The organism is Amaricoccus tamworthensis (assembly GCF_049800875.1).
Classification (GTDB): Bacteria; Pseudomonadota; Alphaproteobacteria; order Rhodobacterales; family Rhodobacteraceae; genus Amaricoccus; species Amaricoccus tamworthensis.
In genome coordinates, this window is record NZ_JBNAFV010000019.1 from 1 (window position 1) to 26379 (window position 26379).

At 58.0% G+C, this 26379-nt stretch carries 21 protein-coding genes; 4 read left to right on the plus strand and 17 right to left on the minus strand.

The genetic code is table 11. The annotated features are described in order from the left end of the window. Position 1: 1 nt before the first annotated feature. The 8 genes from ACP15P_RS20130 to ACP15P_RS20165 form a co-directional block, all read right to left on the minus strand. Positions 2–962 (minus strand): IS630 family transposase gene (locus ACP15P_RS20130; RefSeq protein ID WP_424926437.1). Its coding sequence is split into 2 segments (ribosomal slippage): positions 2–616 and positions 618–962, totalling 960 coding nucleotides; the frame shifts between segments, so codons are not numbered across the junction. A 129-nt stretch (positions 963–1091) separates the two neighbouring features. Next, complete coding sequence (locus ACP15P_RS20135) at positions 1092–2129, minus strand: LacI family DNA-binding transcriptional regulator (protein WP_424930278.1); 1038 nt, start codon at positions 2127–2129, stop codon at positions 1092–1094. Between the two features lie 3 nt (positions 2130–2132). Beyond that, complete coding sequence (locus ACP15P_RS20140) at positions 2133–4583, minus strand: beta-mannosidase (RefSeq protein ID WP_424930279.1); 2451 nt, start codon at positions 4581–4583, stop codon at positions 2133–2135. Then, positions 4580–4825, minus strand: coding sequence for a hypothetical protein (locus ACP15P_RS20145; protein WP_424930280.1), 246 nt, complete (start codon positions 4823–4825; stop codon positions 4580–4582). The genes ACP15P_RS20140 and ACP15P_RS20145 overlap by 4 nt, the downstream gene beginning before the upstream one ends. A gap of 468 nt (positions 4826–5293) precedes the next feature. Next, a complete protein-coding gene (locus tag ACP15P_RS20150; RefSeq protein ID WP_424930281.1) occupies positions 5294–8335 on the minus strand; it encodes an efflux RND transporter permease subunit in 3042 nt (1013 codons plus the stop codon). A gap of 4 nt (positions 8336–8339) precedes the next feature. Continuing rightward, positions 8340–9416, minus strand: coding sequence for an efflux RND transporter periplasmic adaptor subunit (locus ACP15P_RS20155; protein ID WP_424930282.1), 1077 nt, complete (start codon positions 9414–9416; stop codon positions 8340–8342). A gap of 18 nt (positions 9417–9434) precedes the next feature. Next, the gene (locus tag ACP15P_RS20160) at positions 9435–10007 is read right to left on the minus strand and encodes a TetR/AcrR family transcriptional regulator (protein WP_424930283.1); all 573 of its coding nucleotides are present in this window, start codon (positions 10005–10007) and stop codon (positions 9435–9437) included. Between the two features lie 304 nt (positions 10008–10311). Then, a complete protein-coding gene (locus ACP15P_RS20165) occupies positions 10312–10797 on the minus strand; it encodes a flavodoxin family protein (RefSeq protein ID WP_424930284.1) in 486 nt (161 codons plus the stop codon). Positions 10798–11037: 240 nt separating this feature from the next. On the opposite strand from ACP15P_RS20165, the gene ACP15P_RS20170 reads away from it, so the two are divergent. After that, positions 11038–12192 carry a Gfo/Idh/MocA family protein gene (locus ACP15P_RS20170; protein ID WP_424930285.1) on the plus strand — a complete coding sequence of 385 codons (1155 nt, stop codon included), beginning with the start codon at positions 11038–11040 and terminating at the stop codon, positions 12190–12192. Further along, positions 12189–13415, plus strand: coding sequence for a D-mannonate dehydratase ManD (gene manD / locus ACP15P_RS20175; protein WP_424930286.1), 1227 nt, complete (start codon positions 12189–12191; stop codon positions 13413–13415). The genes ACP15P_RS20170 and manD overlap by 4 nt, the downstream gene beginning before the upstream one ends. A 337-nt stretch (positions 13416–13752) precedes the next feature. Here manD and ACP15P_RS20180 read toward each other — a convergent pair whose 3' ends face one another. From ACP15P_RS20180 to ACP15P_RS20220, 9 genes are all read right to left on the minus strand, one after another. Beyond that, the gene (locus ACP15P_RS20180; RefSeq protein WP_424930287.1) at positions 13753–14655 is read right to left on the minus strand and encodes a sugar kinase; all 903 of its coding nucleotides are present in this window, start codon (positions 14653–14655) and stop codon (positions 13753–13755) included. Positions 14656–14700: 45 nt separating this feature from the next. Next, on the minus strand, positions 14701–15444 hold the full coding sequence (locus ACP15P_RS20185; protein ID WP_424930288.1) for an SDR family NAD(P)-dependent oxidoreductase: 744 nt from the start codon (positions 15442–15444) through the stop codon (positions 14701–14703). Positions 15445–15472: 28 nt separating this feature from the next. Next, positions 15473–16384 carry an NAD(P)-dependent oxidoreductase gene (locus tag ACP15P_RS20190; protein WP_424930289.1) on the minus strand — a complete coding sequence of 304 codons (912 nt, stop codon included), beginning with the start codon at positions 16382–16384 and terminating at the stop codon, positions 15473–15475. 39 nt (positions 16385–16423) lie between these two features. After that, positions 16424–16756: a cupin domain-containing protein gene (locus ACP15P_RS20195; protein ID WP_424930290.1), complete on the minus strand. Its 333-nt coding sequence runs from the start codon at positions 16754–16756 to the stop codon at positions 16424–16426. Between the two features lie 50 nt (positions 16757–16806). Then, a complete protein-coding gene (locus tag ACP15P_RS20200) occupies positions 16807–19125 on the minus strand; it encodes a DUF4962 domain-containing protein (RefSeq protein ID WP_424930291.1) in 2319 nt (772 codons plus the stop codon). Positions 19126–19205: 80 nt separating this feature from the next. Then, on the minus strand, positions 19206–20777 hold the full coding sequence (locus ACP15P_RS20205; protein ID WP_424930292.1) for an extracellular solute-binding protein: 1572 nt from the start codon (positions 20775–20777) through the stop codon (positions 19206–19208). Between the two features lie 29 nt (positions 20778–20806). Continuing rightward, the gene (locus ACP15P_RS20210; RefSeq protein ID WP_424930293.1) at positions 20807–21688 is read right to left on the minus strand and encodes a carbohydrate ABC transporter permease; all 882 of its coding nucleotides are present in this window, start codon (positions 21686–21688) and stop codon (positions 20807–20809) included. Between the two features lie 13 nt (positions 21689–21701). Then, a complete protein-coding gene (locus ACP15P_RS20215) occupies positions 21702–22697 on the minus strand; it encodes an ABC transporter permease (RefSeq protein ID WP_424930294.1) in 996 nt (331 codons plus the stop codon). Beyond that, positions 22694–23797, minus strand: a complete 1104-nt coding sequence (locus ACP15P_RS20220) for an ABC transporter ATP-binding protein (RefSeq protein WP_424930295.1) — start codon at positions 23795–23797, stop codon at positions 22694–22696. The genes ACP15P_RS20215 and ACP15P_RS20220 overlap by 4 nt, the downstream gene beginning before the upstream one ends. A 280-nt stretch (positions 23798–24077) precedes the next feature. Here ACP15P_RS20220 and ACP15P_RS20225 point away from each other — a divergent pair, with 280 nt between their 5' ends. Then, entirely contained in the window at positions 24078–24860 is a 783-nt protein-coding gene (locus tag ACP15P_RS20225) for a GntR family transcriptional regulator (protein ID WP_424930296.1), read from the plus strand. A 121-nt stretch (positions 24861–24981) separates the two neighbouring features. Next, positions 24982–26343 (plus strand): MATE family efflux transporter, encoded by a 1362-nt coding sequence (locus ACP15P_RS20230; RefSeq protein WP_424930297.1) that lies wholly within the window; start codon positions 24982–24984, stop codon positions 26341–26343. Positions 26344–26379: the final 36 nt, after the last annotated feature.

The following is a 26379-nucleotide window of genomic DNA, read 5'->3' on the forward strand; positions in this document are numbered from 1 at the left end:
TTTAATCTGAGGCATACCCTGCAGCTTTGAGGAAATTCCAGCACTCCTGCGGGTCGAACAGATCGCAGATGTCTCCGAGCGCCTGAAACAATGTTTCAAAGGTTCTGGCGCCGATGCGTCGCAGGTGGGCTTTGAGCTTCGAGAAGGCCATTTCGATGGGATTGAGATCGGGACTGTATGCGGGCAGGAACAAGAACCAGCAGCCGCGCTCTTTCAGGGCTTGTGCCGCACGCGGGCTTTTGTGGGTGGACAGGTTGTCGAGGATCACAACTGTTCCGGGTTCGAGCGCCGGGGCCAGTTGGGTTTCGATGTAAGTGTCGAAGGCCGGACCGTTCATGGCTCCCTTGATCACCCACGGTGCGATCAGGGCATCCTGCGTCAGCCCTGCGATGAAGGTCTGCGTGCCCCATTTGCCAAAAGGTGCCCCGGCATAAAGCCGCTCACCGACAGGGGCCCGACCGCGCAACCGTGTGAGGTTCGTCTTCACGGCAGTTTCATCGATAAAAACCAGCCTGTGCGGCTCCGCGCGCATACGGGGCTGGCGGCGCTTGATCCAATCACGGCGGGCCTGGAGCAACGCCGGTCGGTCACGTTCCGCCGCGATCAGTCCTTTTTTTATATGACAGTCCGGCGCGTTCGAGCGCGCGGTGCAGCGAGGAGAGCTGTACTTCCACGCCATGTGTCTCTGCGAGGGCGGCGGCCAGTTCCTTGAGCGTGATGTCCGGTTCGGCCTGCACGATCTCCAGCAAAAAGTCCCGGTGCGGGGCGAGTTTGCCGAACCGGCCGGCGGTACGACCTTGCGGCTTGGGAACCGCCGTGCCGTGTTTACGGTGCTCCGCTGCCAATCGCACCGCCGTGGCTGCGCTCACACCGAACAGCCGCCCCGCTGAACGGGCCGAATTGCCCTTAGCGACGTAGGCGCAAATCCGTTCCCGAAGGTCCAAAGAGTAAGGTTTGCCCATGATCCACCTCCAAACAGAAGTGAATCAGACGAAGGCGGGCTTGTGAATCCCAATTCGATTCAGATCAAACGCAAACCGCTTTAGTCAAGCAATTTGTAAAAAAAGTCGTGGCTTGTGCCGCTGTTGATTTCACACCCCATCCTGCGGCGTCCCATTGATGCGTAGCGTGGTTTTGACCAGTTCCTGACAGTCCCCGGGCGGGGCGCCTTCGATGCGCTTCAGGAGGAGTTCGGCCAGGCGGCGCCCGGCCTGCTGGTTCGAGAAATGCGAGGTGTAGACCCGGGTGGCCACATAGTCGGCAAGGTTGGTGCCCGAGCGCAGGGCGAACCCGTAACGTTCAACGTCCGGGCCCATACGGTCACGGACACCGGCGCGCACGCCGAGGAAGGACAGTTCATTGACGCAGACAAAGGCGTCCGCCCCGGCATTGATCAGGCCAGCCGCGGCCTGGCGGGTGCGGTCGGCCCTGAGTTCGTCGTGATGGTAAAGCGCCGGGTCGGGGTCGATCCCGTGTTCGCGCAGGGCCGTTTCGTAGCCGCGCAGCCTCTGCCGCACGAAGCTGTAGCGCAGGTCACCGTCCACAAGCGCCACCCGGCGATAGCCGTCGCGCAGGAGCGCATCGGTGCTCTGCCAGGCGGCGTATTCATTATCGACATCAAAGAAGGCATGCGGAGAAAGCAGCTCCGTGCGACCGAAAGTGATAAAAGGGAAATCTGCCTCCAGCAGGTATTTAACGCGGTCATCCAGCAATTGGGTATGGTCGAGGATCAGCCCGTCCGCATTGCGCCCGCGCACCACTTCCCGCACCTGTTCCAGTGCGAGGTCGCCCATCGCCACCGGCACGGCCCGCACCGAATAGTCGGTGCCGGCAAACCATTTGTGGATCCCCTGCAGAAGACCGATGGAGCCTGAATCGCCGATCTCCTCCTGCTCCGTGAAGCTCAGAAAAGCCATGGCAACGAGCGTCCTGCCAGTGCGCAGCTTGGCCCCTTCGAGATTGCGGACATAGCCCAGACGGTCGGCGGTGTCGCGGACCCTGGCCACCAGTTCGGGGCCGACCTTGTGACCGTCCTTGAGCGCGCGGGCGACCGTGGTCACCGACACGCCAAGCTCAGTCGCAATCGTCTTCATTGTCACGGTGTCGCCACCAGGTCCGGGCCGGGCCATGTCCTATCCTTTCAGCGCGCGCGCCTCCGGCCGGCTGTCAGGCAGGTGCGAGCGACGCTGGCGCGTGGCACGCAGGACCTTCGGGCGGCCCGGCAGCAGGGTCAGGCAATTGTCGGACCATACCGTATCGCCGCCCAGATCCCATGTCACCCAGAGCGCCGGTCGATCCGTGGTGAGTGTGACCTGTGGCGTGCCATCGGGTGCGGTGCCCGTGTCGGCAGTGATCCGCGGCGTGCCGATGTCATAGGCCTTGGGGCGCATTGGCAGGTACTCGTTCTCACCAACATGCACGCCGTTAGGATCGGCCCAGTCGAAATGCAGGAAAGCATCATCGATCAGTGACCCGGCTGCAAGCCGCGCCACCTCGACGGCGCGGTCCGGCGGGCAGACCGCCTGCCATGTGTCCAACTCTGCGATCTCACCCCCGAAACGCACCGAACGGGCGGTGACGTCGATGCTGACAGGGCTGCCGGTGTCGTTGACTGCCCAAAGCACAATGTCGCCTGTCGTCTCATCCGGCTGAGCCGTCACCATCACCGGCGCATGGAACCGGCGCGCGAGATATTGCGTGGCCTTCCAGCCGCCGCCGTATTCGAGGCTTGCCCAGGAGGCCACCGGCCAGGTGTCGTTGAGCTGCCAGTAAAGCGTGCCCATGCAGCGCGGCTTGTTGGCCCGCCAGAATTCTATGGCGGTTTTCATTGCCAGACCCTGACCAATTTGGCTGAGCCAGCACATGTCCCCGAAGCTGTCGGGGAAACGGAAATACCTGCTCATGGTCTCGACAATGCGGCTGTTGCCGCCCCTGTTGCGCTGATGCACATCCATGACCCGGGACGAGACATTACGATCCTGCGGTTCGGTGAAGCTTTCGATCAGTCGGGTTGAGGGGAAGGACTGAAACCCGAACTCCGAGCAGAAGCGCGGGCGCACCGTGCGGTAGTGCTCGAAGTCTTTGGCAGAGTGCCAGACGTCCCAGAAATGCATGTCGCCGGAAGTGTCGTCGTGCCAGCCGTCTCCAAAGTTGAGCGGCCCGACGCTGGGCGAGGATGGCCACCAGGGGACGCCCGGAGCCTCGTCCTGAATCGCTTCTTCGAGTGCATGATTGAGCCGGTCGTAAAGAGCGAGATAACGGTCGCGGTCGGCTTTGGCCTCGTCAAACCATCCGAGGGCTCCGATCAGTTCGTTGTCGCCGCACCAGAGCGCCATGCAGGGATGTTGCGACAGGCGGCGGATCTGCTGGCGGGCCTCAAGGCGCACCCCGTCCAGCCAGGCGCGGTCCTGTGCCGGGTAGAGGTTGCAGGCGAACATGAAATCCTGCCACACCAACAGGCCCTTTTCCGAGCACATCCGGTAAAACCAGTCCGGCTCATAGGTGCCGCCGCCCCAGATGCGCAACATGTTCATGTTTGCCTCGAGCGCGCTGTCGAGCAGGTCTTCCACCGCCTCGGGCGTGGCGCGCTGCGGCAGGGCGTCGGCGGGGATCCAGTTGGCGCCGCGCATGAAAATTTCCCGCCCGTTGACGCGGAAGGCAAATCGGTGGCCAATTTCGTCCTTGTCGGTGAGCAGCTCGATCTCGCGCAGGCCGATGCGCATGGAACGGGTCTGCCCCCCGATGCCTACGTGCAGATCATACATCTCCTGCGTTCCGTGACCCACCGGCCACCAGAGGCGCGGGCTTTCGATCTCCGTTGAGACGGTAACCGTTCCCTGACCCGGCCAGAGCTTCGCATCCGCGCTCACGGTTTGGCCATCGATCTTCAGTTGCGCACTGGTCTCAACCGGACGGGCCACATCGACCTGCAGTTCGACCTCGATACGGACTTTCCCGCCATCGTGATGCTGGCGCACAAGAACGTCATCAAGTCGCAGCGGATCGGTGCGCTGCAGACGCACCTCGCCGTAGATGCCCAGCGGACTGAGCGCGATGCCCCAGTCCCAGCCGGCATCACACTGCGGTTTACGCAGAAAGTTGTAGTGCGGGATGCGGTTGTTCCAGTCGATATGCGGCACCGGGAAGGGCGCCTGTTCGGCCCGGCGTTTCGCCTCGGACGAATTCGACAGAAGCCGGATCTCCAGCCGGTTGTCGCCCTCGCGCAGCGCTTCCGTTGCGTCCAGATCATGACGCATGAAACGGTTGCCAAGGGTGCCGATCTCCTGCCCGTTCAGGCTGACCACCGCGTGACAGTCCACAGCCTCCAGGGTCAGCGTATAGCGACCCTCGACCGGGCCATGGGTGAAGTCGCGTGCGACCAGCCAGTCACTCTCATGCACCCAGTCCGTTTTGGTCTCGTTGTCGCGCCAGTACGGGTCCTCGATGCCGCCCCCGGCCAGCAGCGCGGAATGCACATCAAAGGGCAGCGCGACCTCCAGCGCCCCTTCGCCTCCGATACGGCTGAGCTGCCAACCGGTGTCCAGCGTCAATGCGACGGGTTCGATTTTGGTTTGAACGTTCATTGCGGGTCATCCTCAAGGTCACGCCAGGGCAGCACCGCATCACGCCGGGCCAGTTCGGCCATAAACGGGTGATCGGGCTGCGCAGGGGCAAGTTTGTCGTATTGATAGGGGTCGTTTGCGTTGTCGAAAAGCGAGGCCGGGATCCCGGCCAGCTTCAAAATCGACGCTGTAGCCTGGCGCGCAAAACTCCAGCCCACCGTTTCGGGTTTAGAATGTGATCTTGCGGTTGTTCCCCTGGGCATGGGCAATCTACGTACACGCGACCAAAAGTGCCGCGGATGCCAACAGTTTCGGGGAAATCTTCTTTCCCCATTTCTTCCTCCGCCCCAATTTTATCCTCAATGCAATTTCGAGGTTTATCGATAAACCTGTCGATAGCACTAACTTCATATGGAATTCAATCGAAAAGGTTTTCGATCAACCCCGCGCCAACGCACGCGCGCGGGACAAGTTCTTTAGCCTGGTCCAATGCACAAACATGGTAGGGTTTATTGCGCAGCAGCGGTTACACTCGTCGGCCGAAGGCTTAAGCCGCCTTTTCGCGCAGTGCTATCGTTGATCGTAATTGAGCCTACGCAAGCCAGCTATTCAGTCTGCACGGAATGAGGTGCTTATGATCCCCTAAGACTGGCATACGCCGGCAATCGGCGTATGCCAGCACCTTATATTTTCCCGCACTTCCGTGCCGCCCCGTAAGAATTGCGCCTCTCTTAGCTGACAGCCTTCACCGTCCGTTCCGCGTCGCGAAACATGACGAAGTAGAATACAGGGGCTGCGATCAGGGTTAGCACGGAGGCGAAGGCGAGGCCTCCCATGATGGTAGCTGCCATCGACTGGAAGAAGGCATCGGTCAGGAGGGGCAGCATCCCTAGAATGGTTGTTGCTGCAGCCAGGAAGACGGGCCTCAGGCGGGAGGTGGATGCGGTGACGATGGCCTCTTTCAGGGGCATGTCGGGGTGGGCCTCACGGGTCAGGTCGATTTCCTCGACCAGAACAATGCCGTTCTTGATCAGCATGCCGGAAAGCGACAGGAGCCCGAGCAGCGCGGTGAAGGTAAAGGGAAGGCCCGCGCCCAGAAGCGCGAGACTGACTCCATTGACCGCCATCGGAACCAGCAGCCAAATGATGAGCGGCTGTCGCAGTGCGTTAAACAGGAGCACCGAGATCAGCACCATGACGATGCCACTCAGGGGCAACTGGCTGCCAAGTGAAGCCTGTGCCTCGGATGCGCTTTCAAGCTCGCCGCCCCACTCCATGTGGTAACCTTCCGGCAGCTCCATCGCCTCAATGGTTTCCCGTACCTCTTCCTGAACCTGTGCCGCGGTCATGCCACGGGGGATGTCGGCGCCAACGGTGATCGTCTGGATACGGTCCCGGCGGTACAGCAGCGTATCCTGCGGCTCAAAGCGGAACCCATCAATCACCTGTTCGAATGGCACCAGCGTATTGCCGCTGTCGGAATAGATCATGTGGTCGGTCAGCGCGAGATCAGCCTCGCGTGGAGAGCGGATGACGATGGGTATCTGTCTGTCACCCTCCCGGAAGGTGCCTGCATCAATGCCCTCGGTGGCGAATTGCAGCGTCTCGGTAATTTCCGTGCGCGAAATGCCGGCATCCTGGGCGCGGTCATCGGCGTAGACCGGGCGCAGGACGAGTTCGCGCTCGCGCCAGTCGTGACGCAGAGCGCTGACGTTGTCTGAAGCATCTTGCATCCGCATCATGGCTTCGTCAGCAAGCGCGCGGAGAACATTGGAGTCGCGACCGGAGAAACGGACCTCGATGGGCGCGCCGCCGCCAGGGCCAAAAGCCAGCCGCTTCACGCGAAACTCGCCCTGTGGCAGCGCTTCAGTCGCGAAAGCCTCAAGCTCGTTCATCTCGTCCTCAATTACGTCGAGTGAGGAGACCCGAACGATCAGATGGCCATAGCTCGGGTTCGGTTTCTGCGACTCGTAGGTCAACATGAAACGCGAGGCGCCTTCGCCAGTGAAGGACGTCACGTCCACGACGCCTTCCCGTTCCGCCAGCCAATTCTCCAGTACGGCGAGATCGTCCGTGGTCTGATGAATTGATGCGCCCTGTGGCAGTTTGTAATGGACGAAATAGAGCGGCGTGTTGCTGTCGGGAAAAAACTGCTGCTTAATTTGGCCAAACAAAACATAGCAGACGGCCGTACCCGCGATCAGCGCGGCAATTACCACCCAGCGCAGCTTGAGAGACGCACGCAGCACCGCGGCGTAGCTCCGAAAAATTGCGCCATCATAACCGTCGCTGTCACCTTCCGCCCCCCGTTTAAAGAAATAGTGACCCAGTAATGGCGTCGCGGTGATGGCGAGCACCCAAGAGAGCAGGAGAGAAATCGCGATAACGGCAAACAGCGAGAACAGAAATTCGCCAGTGGCGTCCGGGGACAGACCGATCCCGGCAAACGCCATAATGCCGATCACGGTGGCTCCGAGCAGCGGGATTTGTGTCTTGCTGGCTGCCTCCGTAGCGGCTTCGCGTGAAGTCCTGCCGCCGCGCATGGCGATCTGCATGCCCTCGGCGACAACAATGGCGTTGTCCACCAGCATCCCCATGGCGATGATCAGCGCGCCAAGCGAAATACGCTCCATCTCGATGGAGGCGAGATTCATGAAGAAAAGCGTGCCGACCACGGTTAAGAGCAGTGTCGTGCCTACAACAAGGGCCGCGCGCCAGCCCATGAACGCCGCCAGCACCACCACGACGATGCTGACCGACATGGCAAGGTTGATAAGAAAGTCGTTCGACGCCTCTTCGACCACCGCATGCTGACGATAGACCGGCTCAACCGCGATTCCCAGCGGCAGTGCCTCACGCAACTGGTCCAGCCGCGCATCGACACGCTTTCCCACCTCGACGATGTTTTCGCTGGCGATGCCGGCGACGCCAAGGGTGAAAGCTTCGGTGCCATTGTGACGCACGATCAGGTCGGGATTTGCCTCCGGCCCGCGATAAATATGCGCGAAATCCGCCAGGTTGACGACCTGTCCGCCGACCCCAAGCGAAAGCGAGGCGATTTCCGACACGCTGTCCGAGCCTTCGGGACGCTGTACGAGCGTTCGTCCGTCATCACCCTGAAGCACTCCTGCGTCGACGATCTCATTGGCACTGGCAACTGCCCCAAGCATTGCATTGGGCGAAACGCCCAGGGTGGCCGACAACGCTGGATCCGGCTCAACATAGATCACCTCGTCCGGCACGCCCGACAGCACCACATCCGCCACACCGTCCACGGTCAGAAGTTCGCGGCGCAGAAAACTTGAGAGCCGGTAAATCTCGGCGTCCGAAAAGCCAGGGGCGGTCACCGCATAATAGAGCCCGTAGACATCACCAAAACTGTCGTTGACGAAGGGCGGCGTAGTTCCTGATGGCAGCGCCGCCTCGCCAACGCGATTTCTCAGCTTCGTCCAGATCTCGGGCAGTTCGGAACCGTCATAGGTGTCCTTCATGTTCACGGTAATCCAGGAGAGGCCGGGCTGGTTCATGGACTCGATGTCCTTGACCTCACCCATTTTCTGGATCTGCGATTCTAGCGGTTCGGTAACCTCCAGCGCCACCTCCTCGGCCGAAGCACCGGGATATTGCGTGACCACGACGGCCGTCTTGATGGTGAAGGCCGGATCCTCCAGACGGCCCAGGGACGCAAACCCCCAAATACCGCCCAGCAGACAGATCAGCATGATAATCCAGGTATAGACCGGACGGTCTATGGAGGAGCGCGCGATATCCATAAGCTCAGTCTCCGAAGTCGGTGAACCGGCGCACTTCCGTGCCATCGGTAAGCTGTTCACCGCCAATGGCGACAACCTCCTGCCCAGGCTCGAGCCCCGCGGTAACCTCCACGGTGCCGCGATCGGTTGGCGTAATCTCAACCGGTGTCGCAGTGACGGTACCGGTGTTAGAACCAGCAGGTTCAAAGACCATCACATGGGTGCTGAGATCATTGTCGATCACGATCGCTGAAGCCGGAAGTTCAATGCGACTGGAGCCGGTTCTCAGAACCGCGGTAACCTTGGCAGAGGAGCCAGGCAGCACGGTCATGTCCTCAGGGGCGGCCATCCCGAGGGTTAGACGATAGGTCTGTCCAACTTCTGCGGTCTCGGCATTGAATTCTCGGATTGCCAGCGGGAAGGTTCGGTCGCTTGCGGGAAACTGCGCGGTGAGGGTGAGATCGGGGTCCTGTCCGGCCCGCTGGAAAAGCGTTTCCGGAACGTCAATCTCGATCCTCACATCCGACATGTCATGCAGCCGCACCACAGGTGTACCGGCACTGACGGTTGAGTAGTTCGGCACCAACCGGGCGGCGACAATAGCGTCGAATGGGGCCTTCAGTGTGGCGTTGCGCAGGGACCGCTCCGCGTTTCTTTGGGCAATCTCGGCCAGATCGACCTCGGTTTCCGCGTCTTCGAGGCTGGTTTCGGAAACCGATGCGCCGACCAGTCTCTGATACCGGTCGAGAGTTCGGCGGACCTGGGCCGCGCGGGCCTCGGCCTCATCGAGTTCCAGTTGGAACGGCTCAAGATCCAACTCCGCAACCAGCGCACCCTCGGGTACCGCGGCGCCTTCCTCGACAGGAAATTTGACAATTTGACCACCCACCTGGAAGGCCAGGTCGACGGTCTCCCGCGCCACAACCTTGCCGAAGAAGACGCGGCGCAGATCGCCCGAACCGCCGTTGACCTCGGTCAGCTTGACTACCGGCGTTTCAGCGTGGACCTGCCCGGTTGCGATCCCAAGTGTGAAGGTGGCCAAAAGGACTGTTGCCCCAAGGCGGGTCAACGCGCATCGCGCGGTGTCTCTGGCAAAAAACATGATCGGGAAGCTCCTTGTTCAGCTGCCGTTCGACGGTCCGGCCGCTGCGAGGCAAAGCTGACGCAGCGTGGAAAGTTGGGTGAATAGATGGTTACGATCGCGGGCGTTTAAACCTGCCGATTTTGAGGCGCGCTGCACGAATTCCGACAGCGCGATTACGTCAATCCCGGCCTCATTTAGCTCTGCAGTATATGGCGAGAGGATATCAGTGATCACTTCACGAAACCGTTCATGTGCGGCCTCCATCCCATCCCTGCTGCTGGCATGTACTCCGTCCACGAAATCTTCCGCATTTGGCATCGCAGCAACCATGTCATAGCCTGCAACCACGGTCTGCTCAAACACCAGATCGAGCAGATCCCCCAGATTCTCACGGGTCTGACGACCCGCTTCAATACCATTCAGGGCACGTTCGGTGTAGCTGCGGATCAGCGCCCGGAGGATATCATCCTTGTTCCGGAAGTTATTGTAGAAGGTCTGACGCGATACTCCCGCCTCCTCACAGAGATCACTCATACTACTTCGCTTCACGCCGTAACGTGAAAACACCCGCAAAGCGGCGTCCAGCAATGCCCGTTCAGTTTCGTTCATCGTGCAACCGTGACCTCCTGCGGTAGGCATTTGGACATTTGGGCTCAATTTGTCAAACTGAAATATTGCGATTCAGAATTTGGGGGCCGCGTCGCTCCCCGGCCGTTCACCACGACACGCGCGAGTAACACGTCTCCGACAAACGCTTTATCAGGGTATCGGACACGGGTGTTCCCAACTACTTCTCAACAATCCCAAGGCCGAGTCTATGAAGCATTTATCCGCTGCGGCAGTAGTCGGATCTGAGCCGCGCTGTTATTGCCGCCACCGATATCGACTGAGGTAACTCAAGATACGTGGCAATCTAAAACGCCCCCATACCAATGCCCGCCCCGATCGCGGAGCCGAGATCCCTGCATTTGGATAGCTGCTCTTCCGGGATATCCTTGGCGGCAAGTATCGCCTCCGGTGTCTGCGCATGCGTACAAACGATCAGCGGCGGCTGAATCTCACGAAGTCGCCAGCCCTGGGCGATGCGCGCTGTCTGGCGGGCGGCGTTCGTGCCGTCGGATCCCGCACAAATCATCTGTGCATACGGTCTGCCTTCAATTTTCCCGAGCACCGGGTAATAGGTACGGTCGAAAAAGTCCTTCATGACGCCCGCGATAGCTGCGAGATTTTCCGGAGCACAAAATATGTAGCCGTTTGCCTCGAGCAAATCCGCGGGCCCAGCGTCCTCGGCAATCTTCAGTACGGTTGATATCTCCGGCCGCGCCGCATCGGCAGCCGCCTCAGCCATCTGCCTGCTACCTCCGGTCATGGAATGAAAGACGATCAACAATTGCGACATTGTTCCCGTGTAGCGCTCGTCTGAGGTTAGGGCAACTCAGGGTAGAGAGAGTTTTAGCCATCAGCCGCATTACGTAATTTGGGTCCGGCCATCGACCTACCGTGATAACCAGTACCTCAACGCTTCGGTTTGGGTGACCAGCGGACGCAGCACGGCAAGATCATTACCTCCCGGAGACGATCGTTGCCAACCTCCCTTATCCATACTAGAATACTAGTATAACATAAATGGAGGATGCGGGTGAGTGATATTCCGAAGGTGCTGATAGCCGGCACTGGTTTTGCCGGGCAGGGTCATGCTGAGGCGTTCAGGGGAGCTGGCGCGGAAATCGTTGGTATGGTCGGCAGGACGACCCATGTTGTTGAGGATGTGGCTGAAAAGATGGGCATCCCGTTTGCCGGCACGCATTGGCAGGAAGCGCTCGACCGGTGCCGACCGGGTATCGTGTCAATCGCCACGCCCGGTGGTGCGCATTATGAGCCGATCAAACAGGCAATTGCAGCCGGCTGCCATGTGTTCTGCGACAAGCCGATGACCGACAGCGCCGACACGGCCATGGAACTCTACGAGCTGTCCAAATCCAGGGGCGTGAAAACCGCCTACGCAGCCAGTTTTCGGTACACGCCCAGCATTCTGCATGCGAAGCGGCTGGTTGCGGATGGCGCAATTGGAGAGCCAACCGAGATCGAGTGCATCTCCCATTTCAATCTTGAACGCGACATTCCTTTCGGCTGGTCTCATCGAAAAGAGGATGGCGGCGGCAGGCTGAATAACAACTTCACCCATACCTTGTCGATTGCCTGCGCGGTAGTAGGCGAAGAGATCCTGTCGGTGATGGGTGAGGTGCGGGACGATCTCGAGAAAGCCCCGATTGTTGAGGGCGTTCACAACTTTGCCATGCGGCGAAATTTTATCCCATCTGACCTCAACGATCCCTCTCTGAAATGGGGGGAGAGCAACGTCGAATGGTCCTACACCGTGCTCGCACAACTGCGGAGCGCGTTCGCAACCAAACCGGTCTCGGTCCTGTTTAAGCACGGAGGCCTGGTGCCACGGTTTCACGAGGATCACATCGTCTTTTACGGGCGCGAGGGCGCAATTTACATTGAGGGACACTACGGTAGTGGACAGTTGCACTACCGGTCGCGGACGGGCGACTGGAAACCGTTACCGCTCCCGGAAGACATAAAGACGTCCGTCCCCGACGTCGAAGGCGACACCGAAAAATGCTGGCATATTTTGGCGCGGGAGTTTGTGCGCGACATTCAGGGTGAAACAGTCGAACCCTACCCAACTTTCCTCGAAGGCAGCCTCTACCAGCAGATCATCGACATCATCCGCTCCAACGGGAACTGGACAGATGTCACGCATCTCACCCGGAGATCGCCGGAATGAAGATCACCGATGCGAAGGTCTTCGTTGGCGGGCCGAAAAAGAACTATGTCACGCTGAAAATTTACACGGATCAGGGGATCTACGGCCTGGGCGATGCGACGCTGAACAACCGCGAAACGCTGCCTGCAAGCTATCTCACCGACTACCTGATACCCAACCTGATCGGCCTCGACCCACGCAACAGTGAGGATATTTGGCAACTGTTTTATCGCGGTGCGTATTTCCGCGGGGGTCCGATCGCCATGGCAGCTTACGGCGCCATCGACATGGCGCTTTGGGATATCAAAGGAAAGATCGCGGACCTGCCGCTTTACCAGCTTTTTGGCGGCAAAAGCCGGGATGGCGCGATGGTTTACGCACATGCCACCGGCGCCGATCTTGAGGATCTCATGGACTCAGTCGCGTGTTATGTGGAGGACGGTTACAAAGCCGTGCGCGTACAGTGCGGCATTCCGGGGATGCCCACCGCGGGATACGCCGTTCCAGAAACAAAGGGTGGCATGCGTAACTACATCACCGACTATTCCGGCATACGCCCGAGCACCGAGATCTGGGACTCCGGAAAATACATGCGGTACATGCCCGGTGCTCTCATGGAAATTCGGGAAAAATTTGGGCCGGAACTAAAAATCCTGCATGACGTGCATCACCGGCTGACCCCCCGCGAGGCTGCTGAATTCGCCAAATCGGTGGAACCGGCAGACCTCTACTGGCTGGAGGACCCCACTCCAGCCGAAGACCAGGACGCGCTGAAATTCATCCGCCGGCATTCCACCGTGCCGATTGCGATCGGTGAAGTGTTCAATACCATTTGGCAGTGCAACAAGCTGATCGAGCAGGAACTCGTCGACTTCATCCGTGTCGCCGTGACCTACGCGGGCGGTATTACCCACGTGAAACGCATCGTCGATCTCGCCGCCCTGCATCATGTCCGGACAGGGTTTCATGGTGCGCCCAGCCATTCACCTCTATGCATGGCAGCACAGGCGCATCTGAACGCCTGGGCTCCCAATTTTGGAGTTCAGGAATACCTTGTGCTGGGCACGCCGGAATGCGACGCGTTGTTTCCATCCGAGCACCTAATGACAAACGGCATGTTCTACGTGAGCGATGCCCCGGGTCTTGGTGTCGATTTCGATGAGGCCGAAGCCGAGCGGTACAGTTATGAGCCCGGAAGCCACCCTATTGTCAGGCTGGAAGACGGGACCCTCTGGAACTACTGAAGGAACTTGATCGGACCGTCGCCTTTCGGAGGCGGTGGGAACTATTGGGCTCCGCTACGACCAACATGATACCAAACAGCCCAGTCACTGCTTCAGGAAGATACATGGGTGACTGGACGCGCATTGCCGGAGACAGGAAGAAATCGGGGAAAAACGCTCCGCGCGTTCCAGTCGTGCGCCAGCCCAGCCAGGCGGAGTTGGTGAGACCTGCGGCCATTGCAACTAACGGGCACTAAAAATATGCGGGCCTGTGACCAGACACATGCCTATCCTCACCGTCCCGGCACTGTTCAGTGACCCAGGAAAAGTTGATGCTTAGCTTGTTGCTAACGAGCCACTATGGTCGGTCTACAGGAACAAGGGCTCCCCTGCCCTGCACAACCTTTCCAGCCAATCGGCACCCGAGCGAGACGCTGTCCCACAGCGATCTGTTTTCCATCAGCCCTGCGAGCACGCCGGCGTTGAAGCTGTCTCCAGCAGCAGTTGTGTCCACAACGTCCGCAACCTCGGGAACCTCGCAGACGCCACATTCACTGCTTTGTCGATACAGGACAGGTCCGGCGCCATTTTTGACAACAACGGTGTCGACGCCTGCCGCGGCATACCGTTCGGCCGTGGCCTCAGGGTCCGCATCCCCGAACCAGCTTGCTTCATCCTCAAAAGACGGAAGAGATATATCGCTTACCGCCGCACCCTGCATGACCGCCTCTTTCATGCATTCAGGGCTTGGCCACAGTCCCGGCCGGAGATTGGGGTCGAATGCGATCATTTTGCCCGACGCCCGCGCGGCTCCCAAGGCATCGAATAGTGTGTCCCGGGTAGCCTCTTCCAGTATGGCGAGAGTTATTCCCGAAAAATATATTACATCGCTGTTTTCCATCGCCCGCCGCAGACTGCCTGGGTCATCGGCCAGATGGCGAGCGGCAGACTGCCCACGCCAATAGGAAAAACTGCGTTCGCCGTTATTGAGCGAAATCAGGTAAAGACCGACCGTTTGATCGGCGACTTCCAGAAGATATTCCGTGTCGATCCCACCGGCAGATATTGCATCACGCATTTGCCGGGAAATCTCATCCTGACCGATTGCGCTAAAATAGGACACGCGGCAATCCTCGGGACCTACCCGTGCAAGATACCATGCCGTGTTGAACGTGTCCCCGGCGAAACCGAGATGATAATCTCCCGGTTTCGACGCTGGGGCAAGTTCAGCCATGCATTCACCAATGGCGAGAAAGCGCATTTGCAAACGTCCGTCAGGAATTTGGGCAGTTGACTACTTCTCCGCTCAGGAGAATAAAACGCCGCCGTTGATGTCGACATTTGCACCGGTGATGAATGCGGAATCGTCGCATGCAAGGAACAGCACGAGATTTGCCGCATCCTCGGGAACACCCTGGCGCTTCACGGCTGCTGCAGCCTCAAACCCGCGGCGCGCGGCGTCGGCCGTGTGGATGTTGTGGAAGTCAGTGTCGATCATACCCGGGCAAAGGGCATTTACGCGGATTTCCGGGCCAAGCTCCTTAGCGAGACCGCGGGTCATGGTCATCACGGCGCCCTTCGAAGTAGCATATGCAACGGCACCCGGACCACCACCATCACGACCGGCCTGACTTGCGAGGTTCACGATCGCACCGGATTTCATATGAGGCAGGCACGCCTTGACCAGCAAAAAGGTGCTGGTGAGGTTCAGGTCCATGACGGCCTGCCAATGTTCCAGCGGCATCTCGGCGATCGTTTTGCGCGAAATGAGACCTCCGGCATTGTTGACCAGCACATCCACGGCACCAAATTCCTTAACCGTAGCATCCACCAGAGTAGCGACGTCTTCGGCTTTCGAAAGATCGCCCTGGACGGCAATTGCCTTACCGCCGAGTTTCTCAATTTCGGCAACGGTTTGTTCGGCGCCAGCGCTGCTGGCGAAATAGTTGATCGCGACGTTCGCCCCTTCGGAGGCCAGCTTTACTGCACAGGCGCGTCCGATGTCGCGACCGCCGCCCGTAACGATGGCCGTTTTTCCCTGAAGCTTCATGGTTTGGTATCCTTTTTATCTGTTCGGGTTAGGCGGAGACGGCGTTCGGCTGCGCGGCTTCGCTTTGAAGTTTCAGAAAATAGTCGAAGATCTCCGGCACGTTGCCATCACCCATGCCCGCAGCCACCGCGGCGTTAAGATTATGGGATGTTCCCTCAGCAATCTCCGCTCTGGTACCAAGGTCCTCGACCATCGTCAGAAAATAGCCGAGATCCTTGTTGGCATTGTTTATGGAGAAACCGAGGTCGCTGACACCGTCCACCGCATAGTTCTTACAGAACGTCATAAATGGTGAATTCGAGGGGCCTGTCGACATTATCTCATAGAGCTGTGCGCGATCCACTCCGGCACGGTCCGCGACCGCGAAAGCCTGGCTCATCGTGCACACCGTGGTCATGCCCATGAAATTGTTGATCAGCTTGGTCGTATGCCCGGCGCCCAGGGCGCCCAGATGGAAGACATTTTCACCCTGCTCCTCAAGAACTGGACGAACCTTTTCGAAAGTTTCCGGATCGCCCGCAGCCATGATGTTAAGCAGGCCGTCTTTCGCGTGGGCCGGCGTGCGACCGAGGGGCGCGTCAATCATTCCGGCACCCTTCGCAGCCAGGTCAGCGCCAATTTTGCGGGTTGAGGCGGGAATTGAAGTCCCGAAGTCGATCAGCACGGAACCCTCGCGGATGCCGGCCAGAATGCCTTCGTCCCCGTAGACGACCTTCTCCACAACATCCGACGTCGTAAGACACAACATCACGATGTCGCTCGCTTCCGCCAACTCTTTCGGCGAACCGGCCTGTTTCGCATTGCCGCGGTCAAGTACCGCGGTTACGGCGTCCTGGTTGAGGTCCATAACAACCAGTTCAAAGCCCCTGTTTTGCAGGTTCTCAACCATGTTTCCGCCCATAAGGCCGAGGCCAATAAATCCGATAACGGGTTTCGTCATGCCGTGTACTCCCTTCAGTCGTTCCTGGGTTCTGATGGTTCAGAGAAAATCTTCGCGATGCGGTGTGAAGAGATCGAGCAGCGTTCCCGCCTCGAGGCAGGTGGCGCCATGCACGATGTTTGGCTGCTTGTAGAGAGAGTCGCCTGCGGAAACGATGTAGGTTTCATCTCCTACAACGAACTCAAACCTGCCCGAAATCACGTAGGTGATCTGCTCATGAGGATGACTGTGGAGGGCCGCAACCGTTCCCTTCTCAAAGTGAACCTCAACGCACATCAGATTGTCATTATATGCGGCGACCTTTCTGGTCAGACCGCCACCCGCATCGAAAAGCTGGTTTTCGGCCCCGGGGAAGTAGTTCTTTATGCTCATTTTGTTCTCCGCATGTCGCGAGGCTTTGAGGCACCGGCCTCCGCCAATGGTCAGGTGTTTGCCAGCTTCTTCATCACCACCTTGAACGTGTTCTCGTCCGCGTCGGTGAAATAAAGGTCGGCATCGTAGCCCTGGTCGTCCATGAAGTTGAAAATTCGCTTCGGCTCCGCCAGCCGGTACGGGACCAGCAAAGTTGCGATGCGATGTCGTGTTGCGACAGGATATTTTGCGTGCAGACACGTGCTCTCCGGAAGACCCTCATATTCCGAGGGGTCCACATCCGGAAAGCCGGTTACCTGTGTCAGCTCAGGTTTTCCGGCCTCCGACCATACCACCTGACCATAAAAGCCCGCGCGTTCACCGGTATTCCTGAATGACGTGTTGCCAAGCTGGTAAGGCTGGTTGGCATGCAAAAGCCAGTCGACGGTCACAGGTTCGCTTGCGTCCACCTTGTCGACGATGACGAAATAGCTGCCGCGCACGAAGTAGATTTCGCGCTCGGCCAACGTAACTTCAGGCGAAAGCGACTGGTAGGCCGCGGTCGCATCGCCCCGGATGTACATGTGATCGTCATGTTCCTCGGCCGCCAAAATGTTGCCCCTGGCCGCCATCGCCCTGGCTTTGTCCTTCTCGGCGTACTGACCTTTACCATTGATCAGGATTGCGTTTTTCGAACGGGTCTGACGGCGCCAGTTTCGATGCATGGTCGAATTGAACGCGACATAATACCCTGACTGAATTGCCATGTCCTCGCCATATGCCGACATGCAGAAGGCGTTCTGATCGCCATGACTGTGACTGATCGAACCAAAACGCGAGGACTTGAAAACGAACTGAATGTGCTGATCCGGATCAGCCATTTCGTGCTGGATACCGACCCAGCCTATGCCCTTGAAATGCCGCATTCCCGATGGCGGATCGCTGGCTTCGACCTCAGGGAAATCGGTCAGGTATGTGAGCTCATCGAAATTGGTATCCCACCAGCCCCAGTTGTAAAACGCCCCCTCCGTGCCCGGATTCAGGCGGGCCAGCTCCTCATGATACCATTGGTAAGCCCCGTTTCCGGTCACACCGGCATACTGCCGCAAATTGATACCAGTTTTGATACAGGGCAAATCGCCCTGGGTGCTGTCATCACCGAAGGTCGCACGGCGGGTATTCGGCGCCTTGCAGAAAAGCGGGAAATCACCGGTATTCCGGAAGAATGGACGTCGGTAGAGGTCAATACCGGTGAAGGACTTTAACCGGTTGGCCGCCTCAATCAGATAGGCCATGCCCATCATCCAATAGTTCGTGCCTTCCGCCCAGCCTCCATCACTGTCACCCCATGGTGAATACACGGTCGAGAGAAACTCGATGCAGTAATTCAGCCAGTCACGGGCTTCATCATTTTCCTCATCACCGAGCAGCGCGATGCAGGCGGGGATCAGTGTCAATGAAACAGAGCGGACCGCGTGGCTGTCGTACGGGAAAAGGTGAATTTTGGCATTGATGATCGCGTGTTCGGCAATGTCACGGGTCCGCTCGAGCAAGGCCTTGCGAACAGACACCCTTTCGTCTTCAGACATCTGATCGTAAAGCCAGTCATAACCCCAGGCCAAAGCATTGGTCACGCGATAGGCCCATTCATCGGTGTAGGCTCTGGACGTTACGCCCATAGGATCCCAGGAGGCCGCCTCCAGCAGCCATTCCTTTGCACGGTCGAGCATTGCCTGGTCGCCGGTAACCTGTCCGCCTATTGCCAGATGACGGATGGCATACATGACCTCCTGAAGATCGATATATGTCTGACGCCAAATTGGCGCTGTTCGCTGGTGGTTTGGATAACCGGCGGGTTCACGCATAAATTCGCGGTCCATCCAAGGCAGCACCGATTTCTCGTAGAAATTTGACCAGGTGCAGTGCCCGGGATCGGCCTTCACCGCCTTCCGAAACTCCGCCAGTCGATCCTTCGAAAGCCAAAGCCTAGGATGCGACGATGGAGATGACTGAAACCTCTCTTCGCGGGACGGTAGCGGCGTTTCAGGCAGGCCGTCTTCGATCGTGAAACTGCGGGTCGAACTCCAGGTCGACGCCGGTTTTCCATCATCGCTACAGACGGCATAGGACCAGAAGTATTCCCCGGGAGCGAACGTGGTGTCAGGCGTAAAAAAATTCAGCGGAATGGAAGAGAAAACCTGGGTATTCTTTGGCTTGAACTTCGGATCAGTAGACACGCGCAGTGTATACAGCGCCTCGTCCTCAATCACCGGAAGCCATGTGAAGCGGGGCGGATTTTCGGTAACATCGCCTTCGGTGTTCGGCGCGTACTGGATCGTCAGCCTACCGGACCTGGGTTCATCGAGCAGTGGAGCGGAAGCACCGGGCATTTCAAACGTCTTTCGTATGGATATGTGCAGGGTGGTACGGCCGTGTATCGGCCGCACCTGAATTAGCGGGGTGTCGTGGATTAACCGCCGTACTGACGGGCGTAGGCGGAATTCATCACCTCAAGCACGTCCTCGTAGCCCATCTTGTTAATGGCCTCGATGTAGGCGTCCCAGTCTTCCTGAACATCACCGGAGCCGAGGATCCAGGCCTGCTGACGCTCCAGCATGTAGGTTTGAATGGACGGCCAGTAACGGTCATAGACTTCCTGCTCGTCCTGATTGAAGGAAACACCCAGGAACTGATCAACCAGAAGATCCTCAGTATCGTAGAGTTCAATACCCTCACGCGCGGAATCACGGGTCCACTGCCACTCGTAGCGGTAATCCTGCGGATAGCCACGATAGACCTGCGCACCTTCCAGGTACATCTGGCTGTTAACCGGCTGTCCGGAACCCAGAACTTCCTCGGTGAAAATCGGCTCACCATCAACCATGTTCCAAGTTTTGCCCTCAACGCCGAAATTGGCCAGCAAGGCGCCTTCCTCGGAGAACCAGAAGTCAAAGTACTTGATTGTCTCTACAGGATGCTCGTTGGCATAGGTGATTGCCCAACCATCCGGTTTCATGGGGATGCGGCGGTTTTCCTCAATGCGCTGACCGCTGGCGGATTTCGGCGGAAGGAACGGGATGAAATTGAAACCTTCGACTTTGTCAGCGAGAGCAACGTTGTAGCCTGAAGTCGACGCAAACCAGTCGTGGGTCATGCCACCAAGGTTCTCGCCCAGAAGGTAGTCACGCGCCGATGAGCCACGGGTGAAAACCTCCGGGTCGATCAAACCCTCGTCGTACCATTGAGCGACATTGGCGAGCGCATCACGGTAGGCTTCCTGAGCATAGGGATGCACAATCTGGCCTTCGTCATTCACGTAAAATTCGTGGTAGACATCCGCTCCGGTGGACCGCGCATCCCACAGGTTCAGGAGCCGCAGAACCTCTTCCCAATCACGAACAAAGAAGGGAATTTCGTCTTTCAGGCCATTTCCATTCGGATCCTGATCACGGAAGGCCACCAGCACATCGTGCAGCTCATCCACATTGTCGGGGCGTTCCAGACCGAGCGCGTCGAGCCAGTCCTGGCGAACAAACCAGGCACGCGCATATTTGCCGTCGGGCAGATAGGGAATGTAATAGACGTTGCCATCATAGGCCGCGATGGCATCCCAAATCTCAGGATGCTCTTCAAACCAGGCCTTGATGTTGGGAGCATGCTCCTCAACCAGATCATTAAGCGGCACAAAAGCACCTTCGGGCCCGTACTGGTTCACCGGCTGTTTGATCAGGTTGCCGCCAACGATGTCCGGCAGATCACCGGCTGCGAGAAGAAGGTTCATCGCTTCAGCATTGTCGGTCGTGTTACGGCCGGAAGTCTGGTCCACCAGATGGATGTTGGTTTTCTCGCGCGCAACTTCCTCCACCGGGTAGATCTTTGAAGTGTCACCACCGGGGCCGTAGCCCTGTGCCCGCGGCCAGTGCATGTGCACCGTCAGTTCCAGCGGCTCATCGACAATCGGCAATTCCAGTTCCTGGGCAAAGACCGGTGCCGTCATGGCGGTGGTGCCAAGGATGGCAAGGGTCAGTGGAAGTTTTCGCATGGTGTCCTCCCTGTTGCGAGACTTACGGTTCATTCCTTCACTCCGCCCAGCAGGATGCCCTTGCTGAAGTATTTCTGGAGGAAGGGGTAAATGAGCAGGATCGGTACGATCGAGCAGACGATGATCGCGGCGCTGACGGTCTCGAAGGAGTACGCCGCAGTCAGTAGCGATGTTGCGAATTCCTCGTCGTCGGACAGTTCGGCAATGACTTTTCGCAGGTAGACCTGGAGCGGAATTTTCTCCTCGTCCTGGAGCAGCACCATTGCCCAGAAGAAGCCGTTCCAGCGTGAAACGATGCAGAAGAGGGCAACCGTGGCGATCGCCGGCTTCGAGAGCGGTACGTAGACCTTCCAGAGAACCTGGAACTCGTTGGCACCGTCCATCCGAGCCGCTTCTTCAATCGATTGTGGAATGCCCTCGAAGAAGTTGCGTAGCAGGATGATATTAAACCCGTTGACCGCGAAACCGATGATGATGCCAAAATAGCTGTCCAGAAGCCCCAGATCCCGCATGTTCAGGAAGAATGGGATAAGGCCCGCGTTGAACCACATGGTGAACGCCACCATCAGGTTCCAGAACCGACGTCCGTAGAGCTGCGGACGCGACAGGGCGTAGGCCCCAGGGATGATGAACGCGAGGCTCATCAGGGTACCGCCGATCGTGTAGATGAACGTGTTCATGTACGAGGACCAGAACAGCGGCTCACTCAGTACCTGTTTATAAGCCTCGATCGTGAAGCCAACCGGTGTCATGATCACGTTACCGGCGCGGGCTTCGAAACCCGTCGAGAGTGACAGCGACGCGATGTAGATGAATGGGTACAGAGTTGAGATCGTGAACAGACCGATCAGTACCATATTGACGATGACGAAGAGTTTGTCGCCGCGCGAATAGAGATTCATATTGATCATTGATCCAGCTCCCTTACCAAAGCGACGTGCGCGAGTAACGCTTCGAAATCGTGTTGGCGGTCATCACCAGGACAAAGGCCACCACCGCGTTGAACAGGCCCGCTGCCGCGGCGAGGTCGTATTGACCGCCCTGGATGCCCTGCCGGTAGATGAACGTGTTCACCACATCCGCCGTCTCGTAGGTTGCCGGCTGATAGAGCAGGATGATCATCTCGAAGCTGACCTCGAGCATGTTGCCGATGCGAATGATCAGCATGATGATGATGGTCGGAAGGATCGACGGGATGGTAATCTTCCACATCATTTGCCAGCGGCTTGCGCCATCGACCACAGCGGATTCGTAGAGCGTCGGTGACACACCAGCGATTGCCGCGAGATAGACGATCGACTGGAAGCCAGCCTCCTGCCAGACGCCCGTACCCACGAAGATCGGACGGAACCACTCGGGTTTAGTCAGGAAGTAGATCGGCTCGATACCAAACCAGCCCATGATCGTGTTCACGATACCCGCACTGGGGCTGAACGCCGTGATGACGATACCCGCGATGATCACAGAGGACACAAAGTGCGGCAGATAGACGATGGTCTGGGCGGATTTCTTGAACGTCTGGTTCAGAATTTCATTGAACATCAGTGCCAGCAGGATCGGCATCGGGAAGCCGAACAAAAGGCCGTAGAAACTGATGATAATCGTGTTTTTCAGCGCCCTTAAGAACTGATCATTCCCGAACAGCGTCTGAAAATGCTCAAACCCGATCCAGGGGCTGCCAGCGACGCCGCGGAAAATCGAATAATCCTTGAAGGCGATCTGCAGGCCGTACATCGGCTTGTAAAGAAAGATGAGGAGCCACAGAACCGTCGGGATCAGCATGACATATAGCTGCCATTCCCGCTTTAAGTGATCGCCTACCCGCTGAAGGCTCCCCGGGCGGCGACTACGCTGCGCCTCGCGCGCTTCAACGACAAGTTCCTCCGTCCGCCCGATGGCGGGATCCAGATCGGCGCTCATTGTTCCAGCACCTGACCAGGAAGGGTCTGCCCCGTTTCGGCATCAAATACCTTCACGAGGTGAGGCTCGATAGTGAAACCGGAAATGCCGTCGAGGACATGCATCTGACCGACGGTATCGGTACGTATGACAAACGGCGCGCCCTGAAGATTGGCGTGGATGAGCGCCTCCGATCCGAGTGTTTCAACAAGGTCGACATCCACCTTGACGCGCCTGGGATCGGACTGGTCGCCGACATTGACGAACTCGGGACGGATGCCGAGCGTCACTTTTTCACCAACCGAGTTCTGAAGCGACGGGATTGGTTTCAGCTGAATGCGCTGGCCATCAAATTCCGCGACCGGCCCCTGGTCACCGGAGGCGACCATCGCAGTAACCATGTTCATTGGTGGGGAGCCGAGGAAACCGGCAACAAACGTATTGGCCGGGTTCAGGAACAGCTCCATGGGGCTGCCGATCTGTTCGATCCGGCCGTCATGCATGACGACGATGCGGTCGGCCAGTGTCATTGCCTCAACCTGGTCATGGGTCACATAGATCGAAGTCACCCCGAGACGCTTATGCAGACGTTTGATCTCCGCCCGCATCTGGGTCCGGAGTTTTGCGTCAAGGTTTGAAAGCGGTTCGTCAAACAGGAAAACCTTGGGCCGCCGCACAATTGCCCGGCCCATCGCAACGCGCTGCCGCTGGCCACCCGAGAGATCTGCCGGCCGACGCTCAAGATACGGAGTAAGCCCAAGAATTCCCCCAACCTCTTCAACGGAAGAGGCGATTTTTTCCTTGCTTTCTTTGCGGATCCGCAGACCGAATGCGATATTGTCGGCCACATTCAGGTGGGGATAGAGGGCGTAGTTTTGGAAAACCATGGCAACATCACGGTCTTTCGGTGCCACCCGGTTGACCGTGCGTCCATCGATTGTCAGATCGCCATCGGATATTTCCTCAAGACCTGCGATCATCCTCAGAGTGGTGGATTTTCCACAACCGGAAGGACCAACCAGGACAACAAACTCCTGTTCCTTTACCTCCAGGTCGATGCCATGCACGACCTGCACGGAACCATACGCCTTGACGATGCCATCCAAACGAACCCCTGACATGAGCCCTCCCTTCCGCTCCTGCGCCCGCTTTCCGGGCAGTTTTGGTCCTGATCGCCCGTCAACCCGTTTTGGGAGCCGTGTTTTGCGATTCGTTTTGACCCTGCAACTGGGATACTAGTCTTTTAACTGGAATACTAGTCTAAAATGTGGGATACCGGAATCGCGTCATCGCCCAGCGCCTTGATGTGACTTGTTCGATGACGGACAGGTCCGAAAACATGGACGGTCAGGCTCCGGCGAAGATGAGGGGCACAGCGATCGGCACCGGAAAGGCAGCGACATGGCAGGCATCGAGGAAAACCTCCCACGATCAGCAATTGGCGAAATCACGGAACGTGGCTATAAGCCTTTGGCGAAGAGGAAAGAACGACGAATGCAAAACAACCTGGCTCAGGACCGCCGTACGACGGTGGACGAAATTTTCGAACATCTCTTTGATGAGATTTCCTCGCTGCGCCTGCGCCCAGGGGACCGCATCTCGGAAGCAGAAATTGCCGCCAGGTTTGGCGTTTCCCGCCAGCCGGTGCGGGACGCATTTACACGGCTCGCGAATCTCGACCTGCTTTTAATTCGCCCACAGCGGGCGACCGAGGTAAAAAGGTTTTCCTCCCGGGAAATCGAAAAGTCACGCTTTGTGCGGGCAGCGGTTGAGGCTGAAGTGCTGCGACGGGCTGCAGCCCGGGCTGATGGAGAGGCTGCAAAACTTCTTGACGCATGCCTGAAAAGACAGCGCGCCGTAATCGAGAAAGCCGACCTCCAAAATTTTGGCGTGCTGGATTATGAGTTTCACAAGGCGCTCTGCTCGATTGCAGGAGTGGATTTTGCCTTTGAGGTTATTTCGACGGAAAAAGCCAAGGTCGACCGCCTCTGCAATCTCGGACTGTCCAAGGAAGACCGGATGCCGCAACTGCTCGAGGACCATGAGGCCATCGCCGACGCCATTCTGGCCGGCGACGCCGAGCGCGCCGTCAAGATAGGCATGGTGCACCTTTCCAGACTCGATTCGACCATTGCCTCCATAGCTGAAACCAACGCACATTATTTCGAGCCGGACGACGGCTGACACCTTCAGGTTCGCCACTGGCGACCCACCCTCATTTAAACAACAGCCAATCTGCATGCCGTCGCGTGCGGGCACATGCTGATTTCATCGCACAAATTCATGGAGTCGAACCGGACACCCAATGACCACCAAAAACCCGTCCGCAAAAACTCCGTCGACCAGATCAATTTTCGATCTTGCATGGCCACTTACGGTCAAGGCCGTCATGCTGCACGGTATTGTCGTCATCGACGCCTGGCTCGTTTCCTCGCTTGGGGAATCCGCCGTGGCAGTTCTCGGATTATCGGCGTCAATCGCCGGGATTTTGCTTGGCCTTATCGTAGCGTTTTCCAATGCCACTCAAATTCGGATCGCCCAGGCCTTCGGTTCAGGTGACAAGACCTTTCTGAAAACGGCGCTGCTTGCAGGACTGACCATCAACATTTCCGTCATTCTCATTGGACTGGTCGTATTGGGTCTTTTAGCGGGCACCATTATCGACAGCCTTGCACATGATGCATGGATTGCGGGAGAGGCGCGACGTTACCTGGCAGTGTTTGCGGTTGTAATCGTCGCCGAGGCCGCAGGGCATTGCATGACCGGCTTTTTCAATGGGTGCGGTAACACGCGCCTGCCCGCCCTAAGTTATGTAATTGCTGTTCCCTTCAATATTCTGGTCAGCGTTGTCTTGATCCACGGCATGTACGGCGCACCCGCTTTGGGTGTGGTAGGTGCTGCCGTCGGAAGTGCTGCGGCTTCAGTACTGCAGGTCGGATTCCTGGCCGCAATGCTGATAAAAAAACATCGGGCGCTCCTGAAGATTGCAGGCTGGCGCAACGGAACGTTCCTCGCAAGCATCAAGCGGCATCTCGTTTTTGCCCTCCCGATCGCCGCCACATTCGCCAGTGCAACCATCGCCATGAGCGTGTGCGGCCTGATCTACGCCAAACTTCCTGTCAACGAATTCGCCGCGATGACGATCATTATGCCGTGGGTTCAGGTCGCCGGAACTATTGGAATGTGCTGGGCGCAGGCGGCGGGAATTCTGATTGCCCAACTTCTAGGTAGAAAGGCGTCCGACCGCGTCCTTGATCCTTTCCTTTCCAAGGCGTGGCGTGCGGCAATGGTTGCATCGGCATTGGTTGCGGTGGTGTACACGGTCGTCTGCCTGTCGACGCCTTGGATTTATCCCGATCTGCACCCCAGCACCCGTGCCACATTGATGAGCTTCCTTCCGGTTCTGCTCGTCCTCCCCTTCCCCAAAGGCTCCAACGCCATATGCGGCAACACACTCAGGGCCGGCGGAGAAACCGTCTACGTCATGCACGTCTTCGTCTGGTCTCAATGGCTGTTCCGGGTGCCGGCTACGGCGGTCATGGTATTGTACCTGAACCTTTCAGCGACGTGGGTTTTTACCCTTTTGTTCGCTGAGGAACTGATAAAGCTCGCACCTTTCCATCTGCGCCTACTCAGGGGAACCTGGAAGCGCGCGATCATGGAATAGTACGGGCATCAAGCGTCGCTATCCAGCAACCTGGCA